Annotated in this window: 1 protein-coding gene; it reads right to left on the reverse strand. The window is 52.9% G+C overall.

The features are described from left to right. On the reverse strand, window positions 1–1,055 hold a 1,055-nt coding region (tuf, locus tag F3J28_RS22270; protein WP_166879838.1), incomplete at both ends, for an elongation factor Tu.

Raw genomic sequence — 1,055 nt, forward strand, 5'->3', positions numbered from 1 at the left:
TCACGGATTGCGAAACGCAGACCGTCGTCCATCGCGATTGGGTGGATCAGGGTAACAACCATTTTGATGTTGTCGCCTGGCATTACCATCTCTACGCCTTCTGGCAGTTCGATGGTACCGGTCACGTCAGTTGTACGGAAGTAGAACTGTGGACGGTAGCCTTTGAAGAACGGAGTATGACGGCCGCCTTCGTCTTTGGACAGGATGTACACTTCAGATTCGAACTTGGTGTGCGGCTTGATAGAGCCTGGCTTAGCCAGTACCTGACCACGTTCGATTTCTTCACGTTTGATACCACGCAGCAGAACACCTACGTTCTCACCAGCACGGCCTTCGTCCAGCAGTTTGCGGAACATTTCAACGCCGGTACAGGTAGATTTCGCAGTATCTTTGATACCAACGATTTCAACTTCTTCACCGACTTTAACGATACCGCGCTCTACACGACCGGTAACAACGGTACCACGACCGGAGATGGAGAATACGTCTTCGATTGGCAGCAGGAACGGCAGGTCGATTGCACGTACTGGTTCTGGGATGTAAGAATCCAGGAAGCCAGCCAGTTCAACGATTTTAGCTTCCCACTCTGCTTCGCCTTCCAGCGCTTTCAGAGCAGAACCACGGATGATTGGGGTGTCATCACCTGGGAAGTCGTACTGAGACAGAAGTTCACGCACTTCCATTTCAACCAGCTCCAGCAGCTCTTCGTCATCAACCATGTCGCATTTGTTCAGGAACACGATGATGTAAGGAACGCCAACCTGACGACCCAGCAGGATGTGCTCACGGGTCTGAGGCATAGGGCCGTCAGTCGCAGCAACAACCAGGATAGCGCCGTCCATCTGAGCAGCACCGGTGATCATGTTTTTCACGTAGTCGGCGTGCCCTGGGCAGTCAACGTGCGCGTAGTGACGAGTCGGGGTGTCGTACTCAACGTGGGAGGTGTTGATGGTGATACCACGAGCTTTTTCTTCTGGTGCGTTATCGATCTGGTCGAATGCACGAGCAGAACCACCGTAGGTTTTAGCCAGAACGGTAGTGATTGCAGCGGTCAG

It is taken from the genome of Enterobacter sp. Ap-1006 (assembly GCF_011752835.1).
Lineage (GTDB): Bacteria > Pseudomonadota > Gammaproteobacteria > Enterobacterales > Enterobacteriaceae > Cedecea.